We start from the raw sequence: 25,426 nt of genomic DNA, 5'->3' as shown, positions 1-25,426 counted from the left end.
ATTGGGTTTTTTTTTTGCTGGTTTTTAAAAACCTTGTGGTTTTTTGGGGTGTTACGCCAAACCCGGGGGGGGGGCCCCCGGCGGTGGGGGGGGCCCCCACCGGCGGTGGGTTGTGGTCGGTCAGTTCTTCTTGTGGTGGGTCAGTTCTTCTTGCGGACGGTCTTGCTGGTCAGGGTCCAGACATGGGACTTCACCGTGTGGTTCTTCTTGTCCCGGGCCGTGACCGTGATCTTGAACCGCGTGCCGTCCGGCAGCGGGGTGGACAGATGGACGGACACCTTGTGGGTGGCCCGGTCGTAGGAGAGGACGGCCTTGACGTGGAGCTTCCTGGCGGCTGCGGCCTTCGCACCCGGCAGGACGGTCACCGTCGCCTTGACCGACCCCACCTTGGTGGCGCTGGGCAGTGTGGTGACGAGGGGACTCGACGCGTCGGCGGTGCGCGTCAGCGAGGAGGCGCTCACCTCCGAGGTGGTGGCGGTCGCCAGTGACGCCGACGGGTCGTCGGCGGTGAAGATCGGCCCGACCCAGTAGTTCGCGGACCCGTAGGAGCCGTTGGGGAAGGCCACATCACTGCCGTACCGGTAGAGCCCGTTGTGGGCAGTACTGATGTCGGCGGTGGCGGTCAGCGGGTAGGACTTGTGGGCGGAGCCGAAGTAACCGCCGTCGACCGCGTAGTTGCCGTTCGGCGCGTGGTAGGAGACGACGTACGCGGTGTCGGCGCTGATCGCGACCGGGGTGGCGAACGTCATCGTCTGCCAGCCGGTGGCGGACTCGGTGGTGAAGGTGCCGGAGGCGAGGAGCGTGCCGTCGGTGGACCAGAGGCTGCCGGTGTGGGTGCCGGTGTTGGTGGCGCCCTTGTAGAAGGTGACGCCGGTGACCCAGCCGCTCGCCGAGGACTGGAACCGGGTGCCCAGTTCGAGGGAGTTGGGGTCGTCGGTGACGGCGGTCCTGGCCGGCACGGTGGAGGAGTTCCACAGTGTGCAGGGGCAGGTGACCGCGGGCGGGGTGGAGCTGGTGGTGAAGCTCCATGTCACCGGGGCCGACATGGCGTTGCCCCACAGGTCCTCGGCCTGGACCGAGGCGGTGTACGTGGTGTGCAGTTCGAGTTCCGTCGACGGGGTGAAGGTCGCCTTGTTCGACGCGGGGAGCGTCTTGGCGCCCGGCACGGTGTTGCCGTTCGGGTCCTTCAGCGTGAACGTCAGGGTGTCGCCGTCGATGGCGTGGTCGAAGACGGCCGACACCGGTGCCGTGATCGCCGCGCCGGTCGCCCCGGACGTCGGGGAGGTCGAGGTGACGACGGGCGGGGTCGTACTGGCCGTCGCGGTGTCCAGCACCACGTCCACCCAGTAGTTGCTGCCCGAGGACGCCGAGGACGGGAAGGCGCTGGTCGAGCTGTAGCGGTAGACGCCGTTGCCGCCGTCGGTGCCGGACTGGAGCGCGGTGAGCGGGGCGAGGCCGGCCGAACTGCCGGAGAAGTAGCCGCCGTCGTAGGAGTATCCGCCGTTGGGGGCGAAGTACGAGGCGACGTAGGTGGTGTTGGCCTTGACGGTCACCGGGGTGGCGAAGTTCAGCTGCTGCCAGCCGGAGGCCGTCTCGTTGGTGAAGGTGCCGGTGGCCAGGCGGGTGCCGGAGGCGCTCCACAGGCTGCCGGTGTGGGTGCCGGTGTTGGCGGGCGACTTGTAGAAGCGGACGCCGGTGATCGAACCGGCCACCGTGGTGCGGATCTTGACGCCGAGTTCCAGCGGACCGCCGTCACCCGCGTTGATCGTGCCGGGGACTGCCGTGGCCGGCCAGATGGTGCAGGGGCAGGCCTGGGGGCCGACGGTCAGCGGGATGGTGGTGACGGAGCCGATGTTGACGCTGTCGTCGACCGCGCGGACCTTGATGGAGGCGCTGCCCGGGGCCGTCGGCGTCCAGCTGTAGGTCCAGGACGTCAGTCCGGTGGCGGCGTTCCAGGTGGTGCCGCCGTCGGTGGACACCTCGGTGCGGGCCACCACTCCCCCGCCGGAGTCGGTGGCGGTGCCGCTGATGGTGACCGGCTTCAGCGCCGGGACGGTGACCCCGGAGGCCGGGCTGGTCACCGTGATGGCCGGGCCGGTGGTGTCGGTGGAGGCCGTGGCGGCGACGAGGTTGCTCTGCCGGTCCAGCGGCTGGACGCCCATGTCGGCGAGGATGTTCACGGTCGCCTGCTGCATCCGGGCGTCCTCGGTGACGACGACGTCCTCGGGGTCGTACGTCGGGAGGTTGGTCAGCCCCCACGACCACTGCACGGTGCCCGCCCCGAACACCAGGGCCCCGGAGTCCTGGTCGCGGAACTCGACGAGGTTGTGCGTCGCGGTGCCGTTGCCGTACATGTTGCCCCAGTCGAGGCGGTACTTGCCGTCGTCGATGTCCACGGTCGTGGACGACACGTGGATCGCCCCGGCGGGCCTGGTGCTGTTGACGATGTCGCTGTCCCACTCGTAGCCGAGGGTGCCGGCCGGGAAGGTCGCGGTCTGGCTCGACGTGAGGTTCGCGATGGAGGTGTTGCGCCAGATCCGGTTCTTGCCGTACGAGCCGGGGACCGTGATCGCGTCGGCGCGGTAGCCGTTCACCTGGAACATGGAGCCGGTGAGGATGTTCGGCGGCTGGTAGTCCATGCCGTACTGGGTGCTGGTCGGGTCCATCCAGGTGCCGGTCCAGATGCCGCTGGGGTCGGCGACGCCGTTGCCCTGCACCATCTTGGTCATCTTGTAGCAGACCAGGGTCCGGTTCGCCGTGCTCGTGCCGTCGTTGCTCGGGGCGAGCCGGGTCTTCCAGAACACCTCGTTGCCGCTGAAGTAGGCCTGCTGGACGCCTGCCTTCCGGGCCGCGAGGACGTTGTCGTACTGGCTCTGCGTCCAGTACTCGTCATGGCCCGAGGACAGGTACACCTGGTGGTTCTCCAGCAGGGTGTCACCGTGGGTCGACACGTCCACGCCGGACAGATAGCTGACGTCGTAGCCGTTGCGCTCCAGCCAGGACAGCATCATGAACTCGGAGCCGTAGATGCCGTTGTCGCCGCCGATGTCCAGCGGCCGGTTGTAACTGACCTCGTAGGCACGGCCGTCGGGCGCGGGTCCCGCGCCGCCGTACATGTCCTGGCCGCCGTAGTCGTTGTACGCCTGCCAGGTCTGGTCACTGGTCTGTACGACGATGTCGGAGGTGCTGGAGTCCTTGCGGACGACGAAGGGGTACGGCATCAGGCCGTCGCCGTCGGTCTGTGTCAGGTTCGCGATGTACAGGCCGGACACGGCGTCGCTGGGCACCGTCCAGGACGCGGTCACGGGCCAGTTGCCGCAGTCGACCAGGCCCGTGCTGCTCTTGGTGGTGCAACTGGCGGGGTTGGTCGTGTAGTTGGCCGAGTAGGTCACGGCCGCCTGGGCCGCCGTCGAGATCAGCCGCGCACCGTCGCCGCCGTACCAGCCCAGGCGGTAGATCTCCACGCGGTAGGTGACCGGCGACTGGATCTTGAACTGGACGGTGTCACCGGCCTGGACGCTCTCCTTGGTGGAGAACCCCTTGATGCCGCCGTAGGAGTTGGGCGAGTACCAGTCGGACATGGGGCTGCCCGTCTTGGAGTTCTCGCACACGATCTCGTTCGAGGCCGTGCCGCACGGATCGGACGCTGCCTGAGCCGGCAGCGCCTGCGGGAGCACCGCCCATATCAATGCTGCTACGACGGCGAGGCGCCCGCCCCGGATCCGTCTGCTCCATCTGTTCATGTGTACCTCTCAGCGGTGCTGTGCTGTGCCGATCCATGAAGCGGGGGGTGGCTCGAGAAACCGAGGGTCGATCAGCCGTCGAGTGCGTCGGCGAGTGTGTCCACGACGCGTTGCTGCTGGTCGGGGGTGATCTGCGGGAAGAGCGGAAGGGACAGGATGCGGTCCGCCGCCTTCTCCGCGTTGGGGAAGTCACCCCGGGCGTGGCCGAGCCCGCGGTACGCGGGGGTGAGGTGGACCGGGGCGGGATAGTGCACTCCCGCGCCGATGCCCTCGGCGTTGAGCTTGCCGACGATGTCGTCGCGGTCCGGGCCGGCGACCTGGACGACGTACAGGTGCCAGACGTGGACGTTGCCGTCCGCCGTCGTCGGGAGGACCACGCGCCCTGACGCCGCCAGGTCGGCGAGCAGTTCGTCGTAGCGGGCCGCGGCTGCCCGCCGGGCCGTGTTGCCGTCGGCCAGGCGCGCCAGTTTCGCCCGCAGGACGACGGCTTGCAGCCCGTCCAGCCGGCTGTTGAACCCGGGTACGTCGTGGCGGTACTTGGCGACGCCGCCGTGGTTGGCGGTCGCGCGCACCAGGCCGGCCAGTTCCTCGTCGTCGGTCAGCACCGCGCCCGCGTCGCCGTAGGCGCCCAGGTTCTTGCCCGGGTAGAAGCTGGTGGCCGCGATCCCGCCGCTGCCCGGCGACCGGCCGTCACGGGTGGCGCCCTGGCACTGTGCCGCGTCCTCGACGACCCGTACCTGGTCGGGCAGTTGGCCGGTCAGGGCGGTCACTTCCGCCATCTGCCCGTACAGGTGCACCGGCACCACCGCGCGGGTGGCGGGGCCGACCGCGTCCAACGCGGCCTGCGGGTCGAGGAGATGGGTGTCGGGCAGGCAGTCCGCCAGGACCGGTCGGGCGCCGATCCTGGCCACCGCGCCCACGGTGGCGATGAAGGTGTTGGCGGGTACGACGACCTCGTCGCCGGGCCCGACCCCGCTTGCGCGCAGGGCGAGTTCGACGGCGTCGGTGCCGTTGGCGACGCCCACGCAGTGCGCGACGGCGCCGAAGTCGGCGTACTCGCGCTCGAAGGCGCCCACCTCGTCGCCGCCGACGAACGCGGTGTTCGCCAGCACCCGTTCGAATCCGGCCCGTACCTCGTCGGCGACCTCGGCGTGTGCCGCCTTGAGGTCCACCAGCGGTATCTGGTTCATCTCAGCGGTCCCCCCACTGTTGTTCGTGTCGCGAGTTCGTCGAGCGCGGGCGCGTCCGCCGCGCGCAGCCGCCGGGCCGGACTCCCGGCCCAGACCTCGCCGGGCGGCACATCGCCGAGCACGGCGCTTCCCATCCCGACCAGCGACCAGGCGCCGACCGCCGTGCCCTCCCTGACCAGGGCCCCGGAGCCCACGTAGACGCCCCGTTCCAGCCGCACTCCCCCGCCCAGCCGGGCGCCGGACGCGATGGTGGCGTAGTCCTCGACCACGTCGTCATGGGTGAGGACGACATGCGGCATCACGGCGACATGCGCGCCCACCCGCACGGCGGCGGTCAGGACGCAGTGCGCGAGCAGGACCGAGCCGGGACCGACCCGCGAGGTCGCCGACACCGCGGCCGTCGGATGGATCACGGTGGCGTAGCGGTCCGTGGGCAGAGCGAACCTGCGGACCAGGCGGGCGCGGGCCGCGTAGTCCCTCGGGTTGCCCACGCAGATCACCACCCGGGCCTCGGGCAGCGCGTGCACCAGGTCGCAGCCGCCGAGGACGGGGACGCCGTCGACTTCCGTGCCGTGCAGTTCGGGGTTGTCGTCGAGGTGCCCGAGCAGCTCGAACTTGCCCGCGTCGCGTACGGCCTGTGCGGTCTCCCGGGCGAAGCCGCCCGCGCCGATGATGACAAGTTCGTTCATCCGCGGGCCTGTTCGCGCAGCGCCGCCACGACCCGGTCCTGCTGTGCCTCGGTCATGGTGTGGAAGAGGGGCAGGATCAGCGAGTCCCGGCTGATCCGCTCGGTGGCGGGGAGCGGCACGCTCGGGTGGTCCGCGTAGGCGGGTTCGAGGTGCGAGGCCATGATCCCGCGCCGCCCGGAGACGCCGGCCTCGGCGAGCGCGGCGAGCAGCTCGTCCCTGCCGAGGGGGAAGTCCTCGTCCAGCAGCACCCAGTACGACTGGAAGTTGCTCTGCCCGTGCGCGGGGTCGCGTACGGGGGTGAGGCCGGGGACGTCCCGCAGCAACTCGTCGTAGCGCGCGGCCAGTTCGCGGCGGCGGGCGATCATCGCGTCGAGCTTGCCGAGCTGGACCAGGCCGATCGCGGCCTGGACGTCCGTCATCCGGTAGTTGAAACCGACCTCCAAGTAGCTTTCCAGGACCGGCTTGTTGCTCGCATGGCGCTCGGCGGCCGAGGCGTTCATGCCGTGCTCGCGCAGTCGGCGCAGCCGTGCCGCCCACTCGGCGTTGTCGGTGGTGACCATGCCGCCCTCGCCCGTCGTAACGACCTTGCGGGGGTGGAAGGACCAGGCGGCGAGCAGCGCGCCCTGGCCCACGGGCTTGCCGCCGACGGTCGAGCCGATGGCGCAGGCCGCGTCCTCGACCAGAGGCAGGTCCCACTCGGCGCAGGCGGCGCGCAGGGAGTGCACATCGGCCGGTACGCCGCCCTGGTGGACGACGAGAACGGCCCTCGTACGGGGAGTGCGCACCGCGTCCACCGTGGCCGAGGTCAGGTTGCCCGTGGCGGGGTCGACATCGGCGAACACCGGCTCGGCACCGACGTAACGGACCGCGTTGGCGGTGGCGATGAACGACAGCGAGGGCACGACGACCTCGTCGCCCGGTCCCACGCCGAGCGCGACGAGCGACAGATGCAGGCCGGTGGTGCACGAGCTGACGGCGATGCCGTGCTCGGCGCCCACCCGCTCCGCGAAGGCCTTCTCGAAGGCGGCGACGCGGGGGCCCTGGGCGACCCATCCGGACAGCACCGCGTCGGAGGCGGCTTTGGCCTCCTCCTCGCCGAGCCAGGGGATCATCACGGGGATGCGGTCGGTGCTCACTTGGCGGACTCCTCTGAGAGGGAGCGCTCCGCGCGCCACCACTGCACCAGGTCCTTGAGGCCCGTACGCAGGTCGATCTCCGCCCGGAACCCGAGCCGCTCGGCGGCCTGCGAGGTGTCCGCGAGCCGCCGGGTCACGCCGTTCACCGCGCGGGCGGGCCCGTGCTCGGGCTCCAGGCCCGACGCGCCCATCGCCTCCAGCAGGCCCTCGGCGAGTTCCTTCAGCGAGGTCTCCGTGCCGCTGGCCACGTTGAACACCTCGTCGGTCAGGTCCGACTCGGCGGCCAGCACATTGGCCCTGGCGATGTCGCGGACGTCGACGAAGTCCATGGTCTGGGCGCCGTCGCCGAGGATCAGGGGCGGTTCGCCCGCCTCGATGCGCTCCATCCAGCGGATGAGCACCTCGGTGTAGAGGCCGTGGATGTCCATCCGGGGGCCGTAGACGTTGAAGTAGCGCAGCGCCACGTAGTCCAGTCCGGACATGGCGTGGAAGCTGCGCAGCATGCCCTCGTTGAAGGCCTTCGCCGCGCCGTAGAAGGTGTCGTTGTTGTAGGCGTGGTGCCGCTCGGTCGTCGGGAAGGTCTCGGCCATGCCGTAGACGGACGCCGAGGACGAGGCGATCACCTTGCTGACGCCGGCCGCGGCAGCCGCCTCCAGGACGTTGAAGGTGCCGTCGACCAGCACCTCGTTGGCGAGGCGGGGCTCCTCCGCGCACTGGGTGATGCGTATCGCGGCGAGGTGGAACACCAGGTCGGCGCCCTCGGTGACCTTCCGTACGGTGGCGGCGTCCCTGATGTCGCCCTCGACGATCTCCACGACGCCGCTGGGCAGTGCCTGGGCGAGGTTGGCCCGCCGTCCGCGCACGAAGTTGTCGAGTACGACGATCTCGCGGGCGCCTCCCTCGGCCAGGAGGTCGACGAGGTTGGAGCCGATGGTGCCCGCTCCCCCGGTGACCAGGATCTTCTTGCCTCGTACGCTGCTCAACTGCGCTGCCCTCTCAGTGAAGTTGGACTGTCAGTGATGTGGAACCGTCAGTGCCCGGCGCGCAGGCCGACGACCGCGCCCTTGAATTCCAGGCTCCGGGAGGCCGCCTCGAGGATGTCCAGCACCCTGAGGCCCGCCCGGCCGTCGGTCAGCGGTGCCCGGCGTTCCCTGATGGCGTCGCCGAACTCGTCGACCATGCTGCGCAGCGCTTCCTTCTCGCCGATGGCGGGCGCGACCATGTCCCCGGAGCGGTAGGAGATGAGCATGTCCCGGCGTTCGTCGTCGCCGATCTCCTGGGGCGCTGCCAGGTCCACTCCCCGGTCGAAGATCGCCACGCGCTGAGCGGGGTTGAGGTCGTCCCAGATCAGGGTGCGTTTGGCGCCGCCCACCATGGTGGTGCGGACCTTGGTCGGCGAGAGCCAGTTGACGTGCACGTGGGCGATGGCGCCCGTGTTGAGCTGGAGCGTCAGATAGGCGACGCAGGCCTGTCCGGCGCCGATCGGGTCGGCTCCGTGGGCGGCGACGGCGACCGGCTCGACGTTGTCGGGGAGGATGAAGTCGAGGATCGACAGATCGTGCGGGGCCAGGTCCCACAGGACGTCGATGTCCTTCTGGACGAGCCCGAGGTTGATCCGGACCGAGTCGACGAAGTGGATGTCGCCGAGTTCGCCGGAGTGGACCAGTTCCCGGATGCGGCCCACGGCGGGGGTGTAGCAGTAGGTGTGGTCGCACATCAGGGTGAGCCCGCGCTCCTCCGCCTCGGTCACCAGGCGCATCCCGTCGGCGTAGGTCGCCGCGAGCGGCTTCTCCACGAGGACGTGCTTTCCGGCGCGCAGGGCGGCCAGGGCGATGTCGAGATGGGTGCCGGCGGGCGTGGCCACGGCGACGGCGTCGACGGTGGGGTCGGCGAGGACGGCCGCGTAGTCGGCGGTCGCCCGGACCGTCGAGTAGCCGCCGAGGACGCGCTGGGCGCGGTCCACGTCGAGGTCGCACAGCCAGCGCAGCCGGAACCGCTCGCTGGCCTGGAAGTTGCGTACGAGGTTGGGGCCCCAGTAGCCCGCCCCGACGACCGCGACCCCCAACGGCTCCGAACCCAACGGCTCCGTGCCCTGCGTCACTTGGTTCCTCTTCCGTCGGTCCATCAGTAGGCCCCCGTTCCGCGCACCACGGCGGAGCCGGTGCGCGCCAGGATCGTCAGGTCGAGGCCCATCGACCAGTTGTCCACGTATCCGAGGTCGAGCCGGACCGCCTCGTCCCAGGGCAGGTCGGAGCGTCCGCTGACCTGCCACAGCCCGGTGAGGCCGGGTTTGACGAGCAGCCGGCGCTTGACCTCCGGCGTGTACTCCTCGACCTCCTCGGGGAGTGGGGGGCGGGGGCCGACGAGCGACATGTGGCCGCCGATCACGTTGATGAGCTGCGGCAGTTCGTCGAGCGAGGTGCGGCGCAGGAACGAGCCGACCCGGGTGATCCGTGGGTCCTGCTTCACCTTGAACAGCAGACCGTCGCTGTTCTCGTTGAGGTGCTCCAACTCCGCCCGGAGATCCTCGGAGTCGGGCCGCATGGTGCGGAACTTCAGCATGGTGAAGTGGTCGCCGTAGCGGCCGACCCGCTGCTGCCGGAACAGGGTCGGTCCGGAGCTGTCCAGGCGGACGATCAGGGCGATCAGCAGCATGGGCAGCGCGAGGGCCGCCAGGAGCAGCGCCGCGAGCGACCGGTCAAGGAGTTCCTTGGGCAGCCGGGAGGCCGGGGCGAGGTTCGGTGCCTGGATCCGCACCAGCGGCACCCCGTTGGTGGGCCGGATCGCGAGCCGCGCGGCGGACACGTCGGTCAGTACGGGTGCCAGCAGGAAGTCGACGCCCTGTACGGCCGCCGTCCAGGACATCCGGCGCAGGACGGAGGCGTCGGACCCGGGTACCGGCACGACCACCACGGTGCCGATGCCCATGGCCCGGACGACGTTCTCCATGTCGCCGACGCCGCCGAGGACGGGGAGCCCCAGCTTGCGGATCTCCGCGCGGTTCCTCGGATCGCTCAGGCACACCCCGGCGATGTGCAGTTCCTGTTCGCCGCCGCGCCGCAGCACGGCGACCAGGTCCACGATGCCGTGCGACGGCCCGACCAGGAGCGTGGTGCTCTGGTCCCGGCCCCGGGCCCATCTTCGGTGGAGCCGGCGGCGCAGCACGTAACGGCCCGGCAGGGCGATCAGGACAGCGGGCACCGTAGCCATGACCATGTCATGAAGAAGTCCCGCATCATGGGTGAACACGTAGTGCACACCCATGGCCAGCGCCGGCAGTGCGACGGCTCCGCGCAGCACCCGTCGGTACTCCTCGGCACCCACACCCAGGGCGCTGCGGTCGTAGGAGCGGTGGACGAGCATGGTCACGATCCACGTCGGGGGAAGCACCAGGGCGACCGTCCAGCGGTCGTAGGCCGCGTGGATCAAGAAGGCCGCGGCAACGGCTGCGAAACCGTCCGCGACCAACAAGGTGAATCGATACTTCTGCTCCCACCGTCTTCGGCGGGCTTCCGGACTGCTGCGTTCCACAACCAATTGCTCATGCGTGACCTCAATGGCCATGCTCCCCCCACCACATGCGCGGCTACCCCCCGACCGAAGTGCCCTCCACACAGCGGCACTGGAAAGCGAGGGAGCGTCAGCGGTTCCCCAACCGCCTCATGCCCCCCAGCATGCTCGTACTGAAATGCTCAAATCCATGTATAAAGCCGAACCATGACATGCAGTCATGGACAAGTTCCCCGCCCAAACCGGTCCGGCGGCACTCAATCTAGACCACCGAACGCAGTCACGGGAACGGTTGAACGAAACACACATCGCATTAGTGACACTGGCGGCATACTGCCCACGTGACGAGCATCGTGATCCCGGCCCACAACGAGGCCCGAGTCATCGGACGACTCCTCGATTCGCTGCTGGCCGGCTCCGCCGACTCCGCCGAGGACGAGACCGACATCGTGGTTGTATGCAATGGCTGCACGGACGACACCGCGCGGATCGCGGCCGATCATGGACCACGTGTCCGGGTGGTCGAGATACCAACGCCCTCCAAACACGCGGCTCTTCGCGCGGGGGACGACCACGCCCGCGGCTTTCCCCGTCTCTACGTGGACGCGGACGTCGTACTCACGGGGGCCGATGTACGGGCACTGGTCGAACCCCTGAACGACGACACCTCGGACGTTCTCGCCACCTCCCCTGAACGGCGGATTCCGCTGGCCGGCTGCGCCTGGCGGGTGCGCGCCTACTACCGGGTGTGGCAGCGCCTGCCCGCCGTGCGCGAGGGGCTGTTCGGCCGAGGTGTCATCGCGGTCTCCAAGGCCGGGCACGCCCGGATCGCCGCGCTGCCGCCGCTGATGGCGGACGACCTGGCCGCGTCCCTGGCGTTCGCCCCGCACGAGCGGCTCGTGGTCGACGGGGCGAGTGTCGTGGTCCATCCGCCGCGCACCTGGCCGGACTTGATGAAACGGCGGATCCGGGCCGCGGTGTCCACCGCCCAGGTCGAACAGCAACAGGGGCCGGAGGAAGCCTCGGCGCGCACGAGCGTCGCGGACCTCAGGGCCATGGTCCGCCGGGAGCCGAGGCTCGTGACCAGTGTCGTAGTCTTCCTCGCGGCGGCGGTCGCCGCCCGGCGGGGAGCCAGAAAGGCCGTCCGGACACAGGACTTCGGGACCTGGCTACGGGACGAGAGCAGCCGGCAGAACTGATCGCACCGCACCTGGAGTCTCGATCATGTATCTCACCGACCGCTCCGCCCCCGCACAGACGGACACCGAACAGGGCCGAAGACGCGTCCCGGGGCGCAGAGTCGCCCCGGTCGTGTTCGTCCTGGGGACGGTCAGCCTGATAACCGACATCTCTTCGGAGATGGTCACCGCCGTTCTGCCGCTCTACCTCGTCACCACGCTCGGCTTCACCCCGCTGGCGTTCGGCACCCTCGACGGCGTCTACAACGGCGTCAGTGCGCTGGTCCAGCTCACCGGCGGCCATGTCGCCGACCGGGTGCGCAACCACAAGCTGATGGCCGGGCTCGGGTACGGCCTGTCCGCGCTGTGCAAACCGCTGCTCCTGCTGGCCAGCAGCATCGCCACGCTCGGCACGGTCCTCGCCCTGGACCGGACCGGCAAGGGCCTGCGCACCGCCCCGCGCGACGCGATGATCTCCCTGTCCACCCCGTCCGAGAAGCAGGGCCGCGCCTTCGGTGTGCACCGGGCGATGGACACCACCGGCGCGATGCTCGGCCCACTGGCGGCCTTCCTGATCCTGCGCGCGGCGGCCGACGGCTACGACGCCGTGTTCGGGGTCAGCGCGTGCGTCGCCGTGCTCGGCGTGCTCGTACTGGTGCTGTTCGTTCCCGCCAGAGGGCGGGTCACACTGCCGAACCAAGCCAGTAACAAGCCGAGCGACGAGGCGGGTACGGCGAACAGCACACCGCCCGTCCGCGTACGGGACGCGCTGGCCCTGCTGCGCCTGCCACGGCTGCGCGCGCTGGCCGGCTGCGCCGCGCTGCTGGGCCTCACCACGGTCAGCGACGCCTTCGTCTATCTGCTGCTGCAAAGGCGCGCGGGCATCGCCGACGAGTGGTTCCCGCTGCTGCCGCTGGGCACCGCCGCCGTGTTCCTGCTCCTGGCCGTGCCCGTCGGGGCGCTGGCCGACCGGGTCGGGCGGCGCATCGTGTTCCTCACCGGGCACATGGGTCTGCTCACCGCCTACGCCCTCCTGCTGTGGGCCCCGGCCACACCGACCCTGCCCTTTCTCGTCCTCGCCCTGCACGGCATGTTCTACGCCGCCACCGACGGCGTACTCCCGGCCGCCCTCGCCGACATCGTGCCCGAGCAACTGCGCGCCACCGGCCTGGCCATCGTCGGCACCAGCCAGGCGCTGGCCCGGTTCTGCTGCTCGCTGTCCTTCGGCGCCGCCTGGACGCTGTGGGGCGACAGCGCGGCGCTGGCCGGATCGGCGGTCGGCCTGTTGTGCTGCGCGGCCGTCGCGGGCATCGTGCTGCGCCCGAGGGACCCGATGTCCACCACAGACACCACAGACACCACAGCCACAACGCCCCAAGGATCCGGATGACCTCGCTGCGCAGCCGCCTGCTCATACTCGTCACGGGGGTGCTGCTCCTCGCGGGCCTGGGAACCGGTGTGGTCCTGCACGCCGCCGACCGCGCTGAGCAGGCGAACAAGCCGCAGGCGGGCGGTCCCGCCGTCAGCACGGGCAGGCTGACGCTCGACCAGAAGAGCCGCCTGACCTTCGTCAACGCTGCTGCCGGTCCGCACCGCACCGCGGTCGCCTCGGTCCCGTCCACCGACCCCGGCGCCGGCCGGACCGCCTCGGACCTGAAGTGCGCGCGCTTCTACGCGGCGGCCGGCACAGGTGTCTGCCTCCAGTCGGTCCCCGGCGTCCTCAAGCAGAGCAACCGCGCCCTCCTCCTGGACGCCGACCTCCGCACCGTGCACACGTACGCGCTCGCGGGCACCCCCAGCCGCGCCCGGGTCTCGCCCAGCGGACGCTTCGCCGCCTGGACGGTCTTCGTCTCCGGCGAGTCCTACGCATCGGCCTTCTTCTCGACCCGGACCTCGATCCTGGACACCCGCACGATGCGGCTGATCCCCAGCCTGGAGACGTTCTCGATCGTCCTGGACGGCAAGCCCTACCGCGCCTCGGACGTCAACTTCTGGGGCGTCACCTTCGCCTCCGACGACGACACGTTCTACGCCACCCTCAACACCGCCAACAAGACGTATCTGGTCCGGGGTTCCGTCTCCGAGCGCAAGGTCACCACCCTCGTCGAGAACGTGGAGTGCCCGTCACTCTCCCCCGACGGAACCCGCGTCGCCTTCAAGAAGCGGGTCCTGTCCCGTACCGCCCTCTGGCACGAGTACGTCCTCGACCTGAAGACCCTGAAGGAGACGGCACTGGCCGAACGCCACAGCGTCGACGACCAGGCCACCTGGCTCGACAACGACACCCTCGCCTACGCCCTCCCCACCGAGGGCAAGGTCGGCAGCAGCGACCTGTGGAGCGTGCCCGCGAACGGCAAGGGCAGCCCCCGCCTGCTGATCGCGGGGGCTTCCTCACCGGCGCCGCTGTAGGCGCCCGTCGGGTTCGTCGAGTTCAGGGTGCGTCGCGAGCGTCGCGATCGCAGGAGAGGTCGCTCAGCCGGACCGCGTCGGCCATCGCCTGCATGCCGGTGTCGTTGGGGTGCAGGTGATCGCCGTTGTCGAAGAACGGCAGGATCCGCTCGTGGTCGTAGGGGCTGCGCAGGATGCGGTCGAAGTCCGCCACGGCGTCGAACTCGCCGCTGCTACGGACGAATTCATTGACCTCCCGCCGTACGGTCTCGGCCGGCGCGTCCCACTCGTACCAGCCCTTGAACGGCCCGACCGTGGCCCCGACGACACACAGCCCGGCCGCGTGCGCACGGTCGATGATCCGACGGTAGCCGTCGATCAGGTCCCCGGCCGTGACACCGGTGTGGGCCTTGATGTCGTTGACGCCCTCGAAGAGAAGGACCGTGCGGACTCCGGGGTGGGAGAGCACGTCCCGGTCCAGTCTGTTGAGGGCGCTCTGCCCGGCTCCGTCGGCGAGGACCTTGTTGCCGGAGATCCCCTCGTTGGCCACTCCCTCGATGTCGGTGTCGGAGCCGGGGTCGGCCTGGAGACGGCGGGCCAGGTAGTCGGGCCAGCGGCGGTTCTTGTCGGTGCTGGACTGCCAGCCGTCGGTGATGGAGTCGCCGAGAGCGACGACCGCACCGACGTCCGAGCCCGTCCGTACGGTGACGGCATCCAGGTAGAGCCAGGAGCCGGTGGTTCCGGTCCAGTTGTCCGGGCCCTCCTCCGCCGTGTGGTCGCCGGCGCTCGTGTAGGACGTCTGCATGGCCATGCCGTGCCCCGTCGCCGGACCGCCCGCCTCGGCGGCGTACAGGCTGACCACCAGCGAGGTCGCGGCCGGCAGCCGTCCGGGCAGTGGATCGCTGAGCACGGTCTCACCGGCGGGTACGGTGACGGACTGCTCCCCGCCGAACGACAGCTGTCGGTTGCTGCCCCGGACCAGGGCGGCACCCTCCTTCTGGACTCCCGCGTACGCCCGGCCGAAGGTCAGGGGCCGGTCGCCGAAGGCGTTGGAGAGACGGACGCGCAGGTGGGTTCCTCCGACGCTGGTCCGTACGACGAGCCGGTAACCGCGGTTCGAGACGGCCTCGCCCATACGGTCGGCGCTCGCGCCCCAGGTGACGATCTCGTGGGTCGCAGTAGGCGCGATATGCGCGGTGGTCGCGGTCTGCGCAGTCGGCGCGACAGGCGCTGCCGTCGCCGACGCGGTCAGCAGCTGAGCGGCGACGGTCAGCGCGGCGCCCGGTAGGGCGAGTCGCCGTAGCAAGGCGGGACGCATCGCTCACCGCCCCAGATCGCGCAGGGTCACTGACCGGCCGGGCGACAGGGTGACCTTCAGGGACCTCTCCCCGTACGCCACCGTGGTCGTGCGGCTGCGACCGCCGACGCTCGTCACCGTGACCTCGGTCGGCCTGCCGTCCTTCCATCGAAGGTCGATGGTGAAGCCACCTCGTACGCCCACCCCAGTGATCGATCCGGACGCGGCCCAGGCGTCGGGCAGCGCGGGCAGCAGCTCGACATGGCCGGGGCGGGAGTACACCAGCATCTCGATCATCGCGGCGGGCGTGCCGAAGTTGCCGTCGATCTGGAAGATGCCCCGGCCCTGCTCGACCTGGTAGATGTCGAACAGGTTGGGCGCGGTGCCGTTGGTGCCGTCGGTGGAGGGCCGCAGGTTGTTCACGACGAGTTGGTAGGCCTTGTCGGCGTCCTTCAGGCGGGCCCAGCACAGGGCGCGCCAGGCGTTCGCCCAGCCGAAGCTCTCCATGCCGCGCGCGGTGAGCAGCGCGGTCGCGCCCTCGACTATCTCCTCGGGCGTCGAGCCGTCCGGGCGGATACGGTCGCCGGGGAACAACTGGACGAGCGGCGAGAGATGCCGGTGGGTGGTCTCCCCGAGGTTGTCGGGGGACATCCACTCCTCCAGCCAGCCGGTCTTCGGGCTCACCCCCGGCAGATGAAGCCGTCGTTGGAGATCGGCGACGGTCCGGGCGTACGCGGTGTCCCTGCCCAACACCTCGCACGCCGTGCGGTAGTTGGCGAACAGGGCCCAGACCAGCTCCTGGGCGTACGTGATGCCCTTGGCGTCGAGTGGGCCGTGCTCGGGCGACCAGTCGCTGTCGGCGACGAGGACGTCCCGCTTCTCGCCGGTGACCGGGTCCGTGACCGTCGTCGTCAGCAGCCTCGCCTCCCAGAACTCACAAGCCCCCTTGAGCATCGGGTGGATACGGGCGAGATGGGTGCGGTCCTGGGTGAACTCGTAGTGCTCGTAGAGGGAGTTGCACAGCCAGGCGTTGCCCGCGGGGTGCCACCACCAGCCCATGCCGCCGTGGATGTTGGTGGAGATGGCGACGGTCCAACCCGCCAGCTTCCCGGTGGAGTTGCGGTAGCGGTTGCGGGGGTCGTTGAAGTGGGCGCGGGTGAGTGCGGTCCAGGAGGGCAGCTGGGCCAGGCAGTAGTCGGTGAAGGCGTCGAAGCAGTCGGAGAGGGCGGCGCGGTCGGCCAGCCAGTAGTTCATCTGAAGGTTGATGTCGGTGTGGTAATCGCCCATCCAGTCCGGGTCGTTGCCGTCGAGCCACAGCCCCTGGAGGTTCAGCGGCAGGCTGCCGCGAGACCCGGCGATCATTAGGTAGCGCCCGAACTGCAGGTAGGCCGCTTCGAGTTCGGGATCGGGGGTGTCGTCGGTGTACCGCGCGCTGATCCGCTCCCAGGTGTCCATGCCGCGTTGCAGTGGAGTGGATGTGCCGAGCGAGACGTCCATGCGCTCGAACAGCTCGCGGTGGTCGGCGACATGGGTGTGCAGCAGGGTGGTCGCGGAGTGCTCGGCGGCGTCGAGCACCTTGCTGCGGGCGAGCCTGCGCGGGTCGAGCGACGGGGCTCGGTAGCCGGTGGCCGGGTCGGGCGCGTAGTTCGTGCCGCCCGCGACGATCACCGTCAGGCTTCGGCAGTCCCGGAAGGAGATCCGCGCTCCGTCGACGGCGACGGTCCCGCCGCTGCCGTACGCGGTGACGGCGGCCCCGTACCGCAGCCGGTTCGCGAACTCCGCGCCGAAGGAGGCGTATTGGCCGTCCGACCGGCTGCCCGTGGTGGTCTCACCGTGGGTGCCGTCCAGGCTGATGCCGCCGGTGTGGCGACCGCCGCCGTCCTGGGTGAAGTGCAGGACGATGACGTCGTCGGGCGCGCTGGCGAAGACCTGCCGTCGGTAGGTCACGCCGGAGCGGACGTAGGAGGAGGCGACCAGGCCCTGGCGGAGGTCGAGGGCGCGCCGGTAGCCGGAGACGGCCGAGAGGTCGTGGTCGGGGATGTCGACGGTCAGCTCGGCCAGGAGGGTGAACGACCCGAAGTTCTCGCGGGCGTACGGGAATTGGCCGTCGTCGTCGAGGGTGGAGTTGAGGTCCCCGGTCCACATGGTGGCGTCGGTGAGGAACAGCCGCTCCCGGCCGGGGTCGTTGCCCACGAGCGCCCCGAGGCGGCCGTTGCCGACCGGGAGGCCCTGGGTGATCATCGAGCCGTCGTCGGCTGGCGCCTGCCACCAGAGTTGGGTGGTGGCACTCTCGTCCTCGGCTGCCATTGGGGAGTCGACCGGTCGCCGGGGTGCGGCGGAGGCGGTGAAGGCGGGCAGCCCGCCGAGGGCGGCCAGGGTTCCTCCGGCGGCGGCGAAGGAGAGCAGGCCGCGTCTGCTGGGGAAGCCGGGAATGCCGGGGACGCCGGGGCGGGGTTCGGGCGAATCGGGGCGTGGGGTGTCCATGGATGCGCTCCAGTGAGAGTCGGCCGGCAGGAGTTCAGGACAGGTTCGGTACGTCGATCCGGTCGATGTCCGGGGCGTAGCCGTCGCCGCTGTCGAAGGTGATGGTGTTGGTGCCGGCCTTCAGATTGAGCGGCACGCTCACGGTTTCGACGGTCCCCCAGTCGCCCGTGGAGGGGAACTTGTGGCCGGTGGCACCGCCGCCGTTGGCGGAGATCCGCACGGACCGCGCGTCACCGCTGACGTAGGCGATGTCGACGACGTACCGTCCTGCCTTCGCGACGTCGACGCCGTTCACGGTGAGCTTTCCGCCGACGTAGAGGTTGCCGACCTTCCGGCCCCCGGAGCAGGCGCCGCAGTCGGCCACCGAGGCGTTGCCTGCGAGGGTGTTGGCCCCCGCCTCCGCCTCGTAGGCCGTCTTCGTCAGGGCCGGGCTGCCCTGCGGGGTGACGGTGAACAGCCGTGAGCCGTGCGCGGGAAGCGCCTGCGTGACCTTGTCCCGGTAGGTGCCGAGGTTCTCCCGGTTCCAGAGGTCGCGGACCTTCGCCTTGCCGGAGAAGCCGAGGGCGGCCCAGTCGGCGGTCACGGACGCGGGCGCCCCGCCGAGGTTGAACAGGGCGACCGTGAAGCTCCCGTCGGGGTTCCTCGCCGCCCAGACCTGCTGGTCGTCGGAGGGGGTGACGGGCCGGGCGGGCGGGGTGTCGCCCTGGTTGACCGCGATGACCTCCTTGTTGGTGAGCAGGGAGAGCCCGTAGGAGTCGAGGCGGGTCAGGTCGTCGCCGGTGTAGAGGGGCGTCTTGGCGATGGCCCACAGGGTGGCGTAGCTCTGCCGCTCGGCCTTGGTGAGCCCGTCCATCTCGCCGTTGCCGACGTTGAGGGAGTCCAGGTCGTTCCAGCCGCCGGGGCCGGCGTGGCGGGTCCAGGCGGGGGTGTCGTCCCAGCGGTCCTCGACGGAGTTCTCCCAGGTGACCAGCGTGTTGCAGTAGCACTCGACGTCGGTGTCGATGCGCCAGCCGTTGGAGTACCGCTGCCAGTCGGCGACATGGCCGATGTCGAGCGACCAGGACAGTTCGAGGTGGATCGGCCGTCCGGTGGCGGCGATCGCCTTCTGCCAGGCGGCGATGTCGGCGACGTTGTCGTAGTTCTCCCCGCTCTTGAAGGAACCGGGCCCGACACCATCCACTTTGAGGAAGTCGTAGCCCCAGTCGGCGAACATCCGGGCCTGGGAGTCGATGTACTTCTGGGCGCAGGGCCGGGAGAAGTCGATCTTGTACGAGCTGTCCCAGCCGTTGGTGGTGCGCAGGTCGCCGTAGACGATGTCGGCGGTCGTGCAGTCCCCGGCGTTCCAGAGCGGCACCCTGCCCTCGCCGTACGCCTCCTTCTGCAGCCCGACCGGCAGATAGATGCCGGCCTTCAGCCCCTTGGCGTGCAGGTCGTCGGCGACGGCCTTCATTCCGCGCGGGAAGCGGCCCGGATCGGCGGCCTGTCTGCCGTACTCGTCGAAGCGGGGCTTCCAGTCCATGTCCATCCACCAGCCGGCGTCGATGTTGACGTACTCGTAGCCGTACGGCTTGAGCTTGGCGGCGAGGGCGTCGGCCTGCTTCAGGACGTTCTTCTCGGTCAGATAGCTGTAGTCCCCGTCCGGGTTGAGCCCCGGGTACTTGGAGGACTGCATGCTCCAACTCGTCCAGCCCATGTACGGCTTGGCCGCCGTCGGTGAAGAAACGGCTTGCGGGGCCGGGGAGTCGGTGGCCGTGGCGGCGGGGGTGAGCGCCGTGAGGCCCGCGGTCAGGGCGAGGACGAGCAGGGTGCTGCCGGCGCGGCGGGCACGGTGGGGGGACAACCGCATGGGGGGCTACCTCCGGATCACTGAACGATCATGACGTGCGCATGACATGAGAGAGTGCATGGTCGGACCTCCACGCGACACGGCTCTACGGCGTCACCTCTGCTCCTTGGGCGTGTCCGATCGGATGAAGGACTGGATGGCGGTGGCCGCCGCTCCACGCGCCCACTCCTCGAAGGGCAGCGGACGCGTGGTGACATCGCATCGCGCGGCGGCGCCGAAGGCGGAGGCGGCGAAGGTCTCCCTGATCCGCTCGGCGAACAGGTCGTAGGCGGCGAGCCCTTCGCCGGAGATGATCACTCGTTCCGGTCCGAGCAGATTGACCACGGACCCGATGGCCCGCCCGATGACCGCCCCCGCACGCGCGTACACCTCACGGGCTCCGGGGTCGCCGCGGTGGGCGAGTTCCAAAGCCTCGGCCGCGTCCGCCACGTCGATCCCGGTCTCCACCCGAACGTCGCGCACGATCGCCGACTCCGAGGCGACGGCCTCCACACAGCCCCGGTTGCCACAGTGGCACCGCGGGCCCGCCGGGTCGAAGGAGAGATGCCCGATCTCACCGGCCACACCGTGCGCGCCGGAGACCACCCGGCCGCCCACGACGAGTCCGCAGCCGATACCGGCGCCCACCGTCACCAGCGCGAAGTCGGACAGGCCCACGCCCGCGCCGAACCACTGCTCGGCGACGGTGAGCGCGCGGACGTCGTTGTCGACGGTGACCGGCAGACCGATGGTCAGGGCAGCGAGGTTCGCGAGCGGAACGTCCCGCCACTCAAGGAACGGGGAGTACCGCACCATGCCCTCCGTGCGGTCCACATCGCCGGAGACGGCGATCCCCACGCCCCTGACCCGCGCTCCCAACCCCTCGGCCTCGGCGCGCAGTTCGAGGACGAGGTCGCTCAGGGTGGCGAGAACGCCCCCGGGTCGCCGGTCGCCGAGCGGGGTGTGCCGGGCGACCCTGATACGGCAGCACAGATCCGTCAGTACGGCGATGATCTCGTCGCCCGTCACCTTGACCCCGAGGAACAGCGCGCGACCGCCGTTGACCCGCACCGGGTTGGCGGGTCGGCCGAGCGCCCGCCGGTGCTCCTCGTCGACGTCCTCCAGCAGGTATCCCGCCTCGATCAGGGGCCGGACGGCCTTGGTCACCGCCGCGGGGGACAGCGCGGCCCGCCGTGCGATCTCCGCCCGGGTGACCGGGCCGTGGGAGAGCACGATGGTGAAGATCTGGGCGGCGGCAGGCGTGTGGGCCGGGAACGCCTCGGAGGGTGGCGTCGAGCGCATGGCCGGAACGTACGGTTCATTCTTTTCTGCTGTCAATAAAAGAAACACGATTCCTGTGAAGTGACTGTTCACTCCCGTTGTTTACTTCACCGCAACCCATCATTGGATCCAAATATTTATGGTATGGATCCGTGCAGGCTGGCAGAAAGGCCGGGACCGGAGCATGACGACACGACACGGCGTGCGGCGGATCGTGCCGCTGCTGCTCGGCTGGGAGGAACTCCCCAAGTCGGTCTCCGTGCACGGCGCCCCGTACGAGGAGCGGCTGCGCGAGCCCGTACCCGCGGTGCTGCTGGAGTGCGACGGCGGCTGGCTGCTGCTCGACACCGGCTTCAACACGGCCCTGATCCGGGACCCCGCGCTGCGCCGCCGCTTCTACGCCTCCCCCAACTACCGTCCCGTCCTGCCGGGCCCGGGCGAGCCGCTGGAGGAGGCCCTGGACGCGGCCGGCATCCCTATGGACGCGATCCACGCGGTGGCCGTCAGCCATCTGCACGCCGACCACGCGGGCGGGCTCAAGCACTTCGCGGGCCGGGTGCCGGTGCATGTACAACAGGCCGAGCTGGCGTACGGGTTGTCGGGGCGGCCCGAGGTGGAGCGGCACTCGATCTTCCGGGTCGACTTCGACGATCCCCGTATCGACTGGCGGCAGGCCGACGGCGACGTCGAGATCGCCCCCGGGGTGACGGCCGTACTGACCGCCGGGCACACGCCCGGACACCAGAGCTTCGTGGTGGACCTCGCGGGCGGCGGAGGGCTCGTGTTCGCCTTCGACGCCGCCGACCTCACCGAGAACATCGAGCACGAGCTGCCGATCGGCGCCTCCATCGGGGTCGATCCGGAGCAGACACTGGAGCCGATCCGCCGGCTCAAGCGCATCGCCGCCGAGCGCGGCTACGAACTCATCCCCGGCCATGACCCCGTCGTCTGGCCGGAGTTGATGCGGCGCCGGTTCACACGCCTTTAACTTCTGGGACACGAGGACGATTTCGTGACCCCCGAAGCTCATTTTGGATCCAATCCAGCACACATTAGATCCAGTTTCCGAGGATCGGTGCCCAAGGAGGCCCACATGCCGGACCGTTCACATGGATCGCTCTCGCCCGGCTCCACCACGCCGGAGGTCTCGCGCCGCACGATGCTCAGGGGTGCCGGACTCCTCGGCGTGGGTGTCGGATTCGGGCTGCCCGCCCTGTTGAGCGCCTGCGGTGCGGCGGCCGACGACGCGGAGGGAGGCGGCAAGGGCGGGACGCTGACCCTCGCCATCGACGCGACGAGCGCCGTCAACGACCCGGCTTTCTACACCTCGTTGGGCGACTGGATGGCCGTCGACTGCATCTGCCGCGGGCTCAGCTTCATCTCCTTCGAGACCAACGAACCCACACCCGACCTCGCCAAGAGCTGGAAGATCTCCGACGACCAGCTGACGTACACCTTCGCCCTGCGCGAGGGCGTCAAGTTCCACGACGGCACCACCCTGACCTCCGCCGACGTACTGGCCAGCCTGGGGCGGCAGTTCGACGAGAACGACAAGACCCTCCCCAAGGGCGGCACCCGGCCGCTGGCGAGCCTCGGCACCAACGTCGCCTCGCTGACCGCCGAGGACGACCTCACCGTGAAGATGGTCCTCAAGCAGCCCGACCGGACGGTGCTCGGCCGGCTGTCCGACATCGGCGGGCGCATCATCTCCAAGGCCGCCCTGGAGAAGTACGGCGCCGACATCGGCAAGCACCTCGTCGGCACCGGCCCCTTCGCCTTCTCCTCCGCCACCTCCGGCCAGGCGATCACCCTGGAGGCCTTCGACGGCTTCCGGCTCGGCAGACCGCCCATCGACCGCCTGGTGCTGCGCCAGGTCCAGGACCCGTCGGCCATCGTCAGCTCGCTGCTCAGCGGCGATGTGTCGGCGACCCAGTTCACGCCCTACTCGGCGGCCGACCAGCTGCGCGGCGACGACTCGGTCACCGTCTACGACACCCCGCACAGCGCGGACGCGATCATGATGATCGACGCCCGGCGCATCCCCGAGATCAAGGTGCGCAAGGCGATCAACCTCGCCGTCGACCGCAAGGCCATCCTCAGCCAGGCGTTCTTCGGCATGGGCAGCGAGCCGAAGGGCTACACCATCCCGCCCGCCCAGAACGGCTACGACACCGCCCTCGCCGACCTCAGCACCCAGAACGTCGCCCAGGCGAAGCGGCTCGTCACCGAGGCCGGTGCCGGGGGCCGCACGATCCGGATCATGGCGGCCAGCGACTCGTGGCATCCGAAGGCCGCCCAGATCATCGCCCAGAACCTCACCGACGTCGGGTTCAAGGTCGAGACCACCTCCGTCGACCCGGCCACCTACTTCGGCCGCCTCCTCGACCCGGACGACGAGTACCACGACCTGATGATCTGGGAACGCAACACCTACGTCCCCGACGCCAACGACATGGTCGGCGCCATGGCCAGCCCCACCGGCATCTACGGCTCCAAGATCACCGGCCTGGACACCCTCGACGGCGTCGACTCCCTCGCGGACGACCTGTTCGCCGCCAAGAACCTCCCGGACGGCAAGCAGCGCACCGCCGCCTACACGAAGATCCAGCGGCGCTGGGCGGAGGAGTACATGGTCCTGTCGATGCTGGCCTGCTTCACCAACCTCGTCGTCAGCGGCTCGCAGGTGAAGGACATGAACACCAGCGCCCTCGCCAACCACCGGTGTTACATGGAGAAAGCCAGTGTCTGACGCGGCCTTGGCCACCGTCACGCGCAGGCCGTCCGTCGTGGCCGCCCTGCGCGGGCGTCGCCTTGCCCGGTCCTGGCCGGCCGTCCTGTCCTGGCTGGTCCTGGCCGCCGTACTCCTCGTCGCCGCCGTCGGCCCGCTCCTCGTCCAGGCCGACCCGCTGCGCCAGACCCCGTCCGCGCTCCTGCCGTTCGGCTCCGCGGGGCATCCGCTCGGCACCGACGACCTGGGGCGCGACGAGCTGGCCCGGCTGGTGCACGGGGCGCGTCCGCTGCTGATGGTGTCGTTCGCGGCGACGGCTCTGGCCGCCGTGGTGGGCACGGCGATCGGGCTCGTCGCCGGGTACGCGGGCGGTGTCGTCGAGCAGGCCCTGATGCGCCTGGTGGACCTCGCGCTCGCCTTCCCCTCCATCCTTCTCGTCATCCTGCTGGTGGCGGCGGCCGGACCGGGCACGGCCAGTCTGATCGTCGGCATCGGCGTCTCGCTCGCGCCCGGACTCGCCCGGCTGGCCCGCGCGTTGACGGCCCGCGAGGCGGCCCGTGACTACGTCGTCGCCTGCCGCCTCGGCGGCACAACCACCCCGCGCATCCTCGTACGGGAGCTGCTGCCGAACATCGCGGGCCCGATGCTCGCCCAGGTCGTCATGACACTGTCGGTCGCGGCGGGCTTCGCCGCCGGCCTGTCGTACATCGGTCTGGGCATCCAACCGCCGCAGCCCGACTGGGGATACATGGTCCAGGCGGGACAGGAGTTCCTCTACTCCGCGCCCCGGCTGGTCGTCCTCCCCGCCACGCTCACCCTCCTGTTCGTCGTCGCCTGCAACTTCGTCGGCGACGACCTGCGCGACGCCCTCGATCCCCGGGGGACGGCATGAGTACGACGGCCGACGCGCCCTCCGCCCTTCGGCTGCGCGTGCCCAAGTGGGCCAACAGCACAGCCCTGTTGGTCATACGGCGGCTGGTGGTCGTCCCCGTCGTCCTGTTCGCGTTGGCCAGCCTGGTGTTCCTCGCGATCCGTCTGCTGCCCGGCTCGCCCGCGACCTCGCTCTCGGCGGGCCGCGGCGACATGTCCGCGGTCGAGGTGTCGGCGAACGAGGAGCGGGTCACCAAGGCGCTCGGCCTCGACCAGCCGCTGCTCACGCAGTACGGCCACTTCCTCGACGACCTGGTGCATCTGCGGCTGGGCACCTCCTTCTTCGGGTCCAACAGCGTCCTCGGGCTGCTCGGGGACGCCCTCCCCGCGACGATCGAGCTGACGCTCGCCGCGATGACGATCGCGGTCGTGCTCGGGGTCGTCACCGGGGTGATCGCCGCGCTGCGCAAGGGCAGTTGGGTCGACACCTCGACGCGGGTCGTGGCCACGGTGAGCTTCTCGCTGCCCTGGTTCGCGCTCGGGGTGCTCGGCATCGTCGTGTTCGGCGTGTGGCTGCGCTGGCTGCCGGTACTCGGGCGGCTTCCCAGCTCGCTCGACTACAACCCCACGACCAACTTCGTGCTCCTGGACGCAATCCTCCAGAACCGCCCCGAGCTGGTGTGGCCCTGGATCCAGCATCTGATCCTGCCCGCCGTGACGTTGGCCCTGTCGATGGCCGGGTTCATCACCCGCATCGTGCGCGCCTCGGTCCTGGAGGTGCTCGACGACGACTTCGTGCGCACGGCCCGGATGAAGGGCCTCGGCGAGGGCGCGGTCGTCCGCCGCCATGTGCTGCGCAACGCCTGGCTGCCCATCGTGACGGTCCTGGGGCTCCAGTTCGGCTCGCTGCTGGGCGGTTCGGTGATCACCGAGACGGTCTTCTCGTACGCCGGTGTCGGCCGCCTTCTCGTGCAGGGCGTCCTGCAACGCGACTACCCCGTCGTCCAGGGCGCCGCCCTCGCCATCGCCCTGCTCTTCACCCTGGTCAACCACGCGGTGGACCTGCTCTACACGGTCCTCGACCCGCGCATACGGAAAGGATGAGCC

At 70.1% G+C, this 25,426-nt stretch carries 18 protein-coding genes; 7 read left to right on the top strand and 11 right to left on the bottom strand.

Features of this window, described 5'->3' with window-relative positions:
- Positions 1-140: 140 nt before the first annotated feature.
- The 7 genes from ACWDR4_RS25790 to ACWDR4_RS25760 all read right to left on the bottom strand — a co-directional run bounded on the left by ACWDR4_RS25790 (position 141) and on the right by ACWDR4_RS25760 (position 10,229).
- Positions 141-3,743 (bottom strand): DUF4082 domain-containing protein, encoded by a 3,603-nt coding sequence (locus tag ACWDR4_RS25790; RefSeq protein WP_450412046.1) that lies wholly within the window; start codon positions 3,741-3,743, stop codon positions 141-143.
- 71 nt (positions 3,744-3,814) lie between these two features.
- Entirely contained in the window at positions 3,815-4,933 is a 1,119-nt protein-coding gene (locus tag ACWDR4_RS25785) for a DegT/DnrJ/EryC1/StrS family aminotransferase (protein WP_450412044.1), read from the bottom strand.
- A complete protein-coding gene (locus ACWDR4_RS25780; protein ID WP_450412042.1) occupies positions 4,930-5,622 on the bottom strand; it encodes an acetyltransferase in 693 nt (230 codons plus the stop codon). Before ACWDR4_RS25780 ends, ACWDR4_RS25785 begins: the two co-directional genes overlap by 4 nt.
- Complete coding sequence (locus tag ACWDR4_RS25775) at positions 5,619-6,758, bottom strand: DegT/DnrJ/EryC1/StrS family aminotransferase (protein WP_450412040.1); 1,140 nt, start codon at positions 6,756-6,758, stop codon at positions 5,619-5,621. The genes ACWDR4_RS25780 and ACWDR4_RS25775 overlap by 4 nt, the downstream gene beginning before the upstream one ends.
- On the bottom strand, positions 6,755-7,741 hold the full coding sequence (locus tag ACWDR4_RS25770) for an NAD-dependent epimerase/dehydratase family protein (RefSeq protein ID WP_450412038.1): 987 nt from the start codon (positions 7,739-7,741) through the stop codon (positions 6,755-6,757). Before ACWDR4_RS25770 ends, ACWDR4_RS25775 begins: the two co-directional genes overlap by 4 nt.
- 47 nt (positions 7,742-7,788) lie before the next feature.
- Positions 7,789-8,859: a Gfo/Idh/MocA family protein gene (locus tag ACWDR4_RS25765; RefSeq protein ID WP_450412037.1), complete on the bottom strand. Its 1,071-nt coding sequence runs from the start codon at positions 8,857-8,859 to the stop codon at positions 7,789-7,791.
- Between the two features lie 23 nt (positions 8,860-8,882).
- The gene (locus tag ACWDR4_RS25760; RefSeq protein WP_450412035.1) at positions 8,883-10,229 is read right to left on the bottom strand and encodes an exopolysaccharide biosynthesis polyprenyl glycosylphosphotransferase; all 1,347 of its coding nucleotides are present in this window, start codon (positions 10,227-10,229) and stop codon (positions 8,883-8,885) included.
- A 380-nt stretch (positions 10,230-10,609) separates the two neighbouring features.
- Here ACWDR4_RS25760 and ACWDR4_RS25755 point away from each other — a divergent pair, with 380 nt between their 5' ends.
- The 3 genes from ACWDR4_RS25755 to ACWDR4_RS25745 are packed head-to-tail and all read left to right on the top strand — an operon-like array spanning position 10,610 to position 13,855.
- Positions 10,610-11,467 carry a glycosyltransferase gene (locus ACWDR4_RS25755; protein ID WP_450412033.1) on the top strand — a complete coding sequence of 286 codons (858 nt, stop codon included), beginning with the start codon at positions 10,610-10,612 and terminating at the stop codon, positions 11,465-11,467.
- 25 nt (positions 11,468-11,492) lie between these two features.
- Positions 11,493-12,836, top strand: a complete 1,344-nt coding sequence (locus ACWDR4_RS25750; RefSeq protein WP_450412031.1) for an MFS transporter — start codon at positions 11,493-11,495, stop codon at positions 12,834-12,836.
- Positions 12,833-13,855: a TolB family protein gene (locus tag ACWDR4_RS25745; RefSeq protein WP_450412029.1), complete on the top strand. Its 1,023-nt coding sequence runs from the start codon at positions 12,833-12,835 to the stop codon at positions 13,853-13,855. The genes ACWDR4_RS25750 and ACWDR4_RS25745 overlap by 4 nt, the downstream gene beginning before the upstream one ends.
- 22 nt (positions 13,856-13,877) lie before the next feature.
- On the opposite strand, the gene ACWDR4_RS25740 is transcribed toward ACWDR4_RS25745, so the two are convergent.
- The 4 genes from ACWDR4_RS25740 to ACWDR4_RS25725 form a co-directional block, all read right to left on the bottom strand.
- Entirely contained in the window at positions 13,878-15,152 is a 1,275-nt protein-coding gene (locus tag ACWDR4_RS25740) for an SGNH/GDSL hydrolase family protein (RefSeq protein WP_450412027.1), read from the bottom strand.
- A gap of 3 nt (positions 15,153-15,155) precedes the next feature.
- Complete coding sequence (locus ACWDR4_RS25735) at positions 15,156-17,615, bottom strand: glycosyl hydrolase family 95 catalytic domain-containing protein (protein WP_450412025.1); 2,460 nt, start codon at positions 17,613-17,615, stop codon at positions 15,156-15,158.
- A gap of 34 nt (positions 17,616-17,649) precedes the next feature.
- Complete coding sequence (locus ACWDR4_RS25730) at positions 17,650-19,461, bottom strand: alpha-galactosidase D (protein WP_450412023.1); 1,812 nt, start codon at positions 19,459-19,461, stop codon at positions 17,650-17,652.
- A 93-nt stretch (positions 19,462-19,554) separates the two neighbouring features.
- Positions 19,555-20,742 carry an ROK family protein gene (locus tag ACWDR4_RS25725; protein ID WP_450412021.1) on the bottom strand — a complete coding sequence of 396 codons (1,188 nt, stop codon included), beginning with the start codon at positions 20,740-20,742 and terminating at the stop codon, positions 19,555-19,557.
- A 163-nt stretch (positions 20,743-20,905) separates the two neighbouring features.
- On the opposite strand from ACWDR4_RS25725, the gene ACWDR4_RS25720 reads away from it, so the two are divergent.
- The 4 genes from ACWDR4_RS25720 to ACWDR4_RS25705 all read left to right on the top strand — a co-directional run bounded on the left by ACWDR4_RS25720 (position 20,906) and on the right by ACWDR4_RS25705 (position 25,423).
- Positions 20,906-21,709: an N-acyl homoserine lactonase family protein gene (locus ACWDR4_RS25720; protein WP_450412019.1), complete on the top strand. Its 804-nt coding sequence runs from the start codon at positions 20,906-20,908 to the stop codon at positions 21,707-21,709.
- 105 nt (positions 21,710-21,814) lie between these two features.
- Entirely contained in the window at positions 21,815-23,470 is a 1,656-nt protein-coding gene (locus tag ACWDR4_RS25715; protein WP_450412017.1) for an ABC transporter substrate-binding protein, read from the top strand.
- Positions 23,463-24,341 carry an ABC transporter permease gene (locus ACWDR4_RS25710; protein WP_450412015.1) on the top strand — a complete coding sequence of 293 codons (879 nt, stop codon included), beginning with the start codon at positions 23,463-23,465 and terminating at the stop codon, positions 24,339-24,341. Before ACWDR4_RS25715 ends, ACWDR4_RS25710 begins: the two co-directional genes overlap by 8 nt.
- Positions 24,338-25,423: an ABC transporter permease gene (locus ACWDR4_RS25705; RefSeq protein WP_450412013.1), complete on the top strand. Its 1,086-nt coding sequence runs from the start codon at positions 24,338-24,340 to the stop codon at positions 25,421-25,423. The genes ACWDR4_RS25710 and ACWDR4_RS25705 overlap by 4 nt, the downstream gene beginning before the upstream one ends.
- Positions 25,424-25,426: the final 3 nt, after the last annotated feature.

It is taken from the genome of Streptomyces sp. NPDC000878 (assembly GCF_053599695.1).
This window is presented reverse-complemented; position numbering and strand designations above follow the sequence as displayed.

Excerpts from the sequence above, each read along its gene's own strand:
- ACWDR4_RS25735 (WP_450412025.1), bottom strand. The coding sequence starts at position 17,615 with ATGGACACCCCACGCCCCGATTCGCCCGAACCCCGCCCCGGCGTCCCC.
- ACWDR4_RS25745 (WP_450412029.1), top strand. The coding sequence starts at position 12,833 with ATGACCTCGCTGCGCAGCCGCCTGCTCATACTCGTCACGGGGGTGCTG.
- ACWDR4_RS25780 (WP_450412042.1), bottom strand. The coding sequence starts at position 5,622 with ATGAACGAACTTGTCATCATCGGCGCGGGCGGCTTCGCCCGGGAGACC.
- ACWDR4_RS25705 (WP_450412013.1), top strand. The coding sequence starts at position 24,338 with ATGAGTACGACGGCCGACGCGCCCTCCGCCCTTCGGCTGCGCGTGCCC.
- ACWDR4_RS25785 (WP_450412044.1), bottom strand. The coding sequence starts at position 4,933 with ATGAACCAGATACCGCTGGTGGACCTCAAGGCGGCACACGCCGAGGTC.
- ACWDR4_RS25725 (WP_450412021.1), bottom strand. The coding sequence starts at position 20,742 with ATGCGCTCGACGCCACCCTCCGAGGCGTTCCCGGCCCACACGCCTGCC.
- ACWDR4_RS25790 (WP_450412046.1), bottom strand. The coding sequence starts at position 3,743 with ATGAACAGATGGAGCAGACGGATCCGGGGCGGGCGCCTCGCCGTCGTA.
- ACWDR4_RS25750 (WP_450412031.1), top strand. The coding sequence starts at position 11,493 with ATGTATCTCACCGACCGCTCCGCCCCCGCACAGACGGACACCGAACAG.
- ACWDR4_RS25715 (WP_450412017.1), top strand. The coding sequence starts at position 21,815 with ATGCCGGACCGTTCACATGGATCGCTCTCGCCCGGCTCCACCACGCCG.
- ACWDR4_RS25730 (WP_450412023.1), bottom strand. The coding sequence starts at position 19,461 with ATGCGGTTGTCCCCCCACCGTGCCCGCCGCGCCGGCAGCACCCTGCTC.
- ACWDR4_RS25720 (WP_450412019.1), top strand. The coding sequence starts at position 20,906 with ATGACGACACGACACGGCGTGCGGCGGATCGTGCCGCTGCTGCTCGGC.
- ACWDR4_RS25740 (WP_450412027.1), bottom strand. The coding sequence starts at position 15,152 with ATGCGTCCCGCCTTGCTACGGCGACTCGCCCTACCGGGCGCCGCGCTG.